The sequence below is a fragment of the Bacillus sp. JJ1764 genome (assembly GCF_036962145.1).
GTDB lineage: Bacteria > Bacillota > Bacilli > Bacillales > Cytobacillaceae > Neobacillus.
The window spans coordinates 1-1,967 of the sequence record NZ_JBALNY010000121.1 but is presented as its reverse complement, the minus strand read 5'-3'; the positions used below and the strand labels follow the sequence as shown (position 1 = coordinate 1,967).

At 39.9% G+C, this 1,967-nt stretch carries 2 protein-coding genes; both read right to left on the bottom strand.

The window, feature by feature from the left end:
- Window positions 1–117: 117 nt before the first annotated feature.
- A complete protein-coding gene (gene fni, locus V7083_RS16635; RefSeq protein WP_335479870.1) occupies window positions 118–1,176 on the bottom strand; it encodes a type 2 isopentenyl-diphosphate Delta-isomerase in 1,059 nt (352 codons plus the stop codon).
- 5 nt (window positions 1,177–1,181) lie between these two features.
- On the bottom strand, window positions 1,182–1,967 hold a 786-nt coding region (gene rpsA, locus V7083_RS16630; protein WP_335479868.1), incomplete at its 5' end, for a 30S ribosomal protein S1.

Sequence of the window (1,967 nt, the reverse complement as noted above, 5' to 3'; positions counted from 1 at the left end):
ACACCTTTGCGTTAAGCTAACCACTACTACTGCCTTCGTGGTTCGGGACTTTCACCCTAGAGACTGCACCCATGCCGGGTGCACACGAAAAAAACTCCCGGTTTTTTCCGGGAGCATTTATATGGAGCGTCTGCTATAGGAACTAGTTTCAATACCTCTTTGAGTTAACCATTGATACGTTTCTCCAGTGATAACTAATGGTACTCTTTTTAAATCAGCCATTCGTTTTGCCCCAAGCGCTGTCATAATCATTTTCACTTCTTGTTGAAGGTTCTCAATTTCGGCAATTAAATGTTCCAGTCCCTTTTCAACTAGGATACGTAATAGATAGCCCGCCATTCCGACTGCATCTGCACCTAAAGCAATGCTCTTAACAATGTCTTCTGCACCCTTAATGCCGCCTGATGCAATCACAAATAAAGGACCTCCAGCCATTGCCTCTACAATTGAGACAGGCGTGGTTATGCCCCATTTTGCAAAATAGGAGAGTGCCTTATTCCTGCGTTTATTTTCAATTTCGGCGAAATTGGTGCCTCCAAAACCACCTACATCCACGATAGATACACCTACGGATGATAAAGCAGCAGCAGTTTCCTTAGACATTCCAAATCCAACCTCTTTAACGATTACAGGGACGTTTACGGAATTGACAATTGTCTCAATCCGGTTTAGAGCACCTTTAAAATCTCGATCCCCTTCCGGCATTGCTAATTCCTGAATAACATTTAAATGTATTTGCAAGGCATTCGCTTGCACCATTTCAATGACTGTTCGTGCCTCTTCGCCCGTTGCTTCACTGCCAATGTTGGCAAGAATGATTCCATTTGGGTTCTCTTTTCTGACTATTTCGAACGTATATCGTTCATTTTTATTTTTAACCGCAGCCATTTGAGAACCGACAGCCATGGCAAGACCCGTTTCTTTAGCCGTTTTAGCGAGGTCCTTATTTATTTGATACGTTTTTTCACCACCGCCACCGGTCATTGCATTGATAAAAATTGGCGAACTTAAATAAAGTTCGCCAATTGATTGGTCTAATCGAACATCGAACACACTAATATTGGGTAAGCTTTGATGAACAAATTTTATGTCATCAAAAGCAGAAGAAGGTTGTTGCCCGGTTTCCAGAGCAAAACGAATGTGGTCCCATTTACGTTCGGATCTAGACAAGTTCATCACCATTATTTTCTTAAATTCTTTAATTTATCGCCAATAACTTCCCCTAGTTGAAAACCTTTTGTTTCTTCAGGAAGTTCATAATCTATTTTTTCTTCCACATCTTTTTCAAGCAGGTCTTTAATACTTAATGATAAACGCTGTTCATTTTCGTTCACATCAAGGACTTTAACAGACACTTCTTGTCCTTCTTTTAATACCTCATGTGGAGTTCCAATGTGTTTATGCGCAATTTGAGAAATATGCACAAGTCCTTCAACACCAGGAAATACTTCAATAAACGCTCCGTATGAAACTAATCGTTTAACCTTTCCAGTTAATGTAGAACCTTTTGGAGCCTTCTCAGAAATATTGGACCATGGTCCAGGCAATGTTTCTTTGATGGAAAGGGAAATTCTTTCATTGTCGCGGTCAACGCTTAATACTTTTACTTGCACTTTTTGTCCTTCTTGAACGACATCCGTTGGTTTGTCTACGTGTTCATAGGATAATTGTGAAATATGCACAAGTCCATCAATTCCACCAATATCAACGAATGCCCCAAAATCCGTAATTCTTTGAACAGTACCTTCAATCACTTGCCCCACCTCAATAGAGTCAAGGCGATTTTGCTTTTGTTTTACCTTTTCTTCTTCTAAAACAGCTCGATGAGAAAGAATTAGACGATTCTTATCTTTATCAAGTTCCGCAATTTTAAAAGTCATCTGTCTTCCTTTATAATCACTGAAATCCTCAACAAAGTAATTTTCTACTAGAGATGCCGGAACAAATCCACGGACACCAAGATCTAC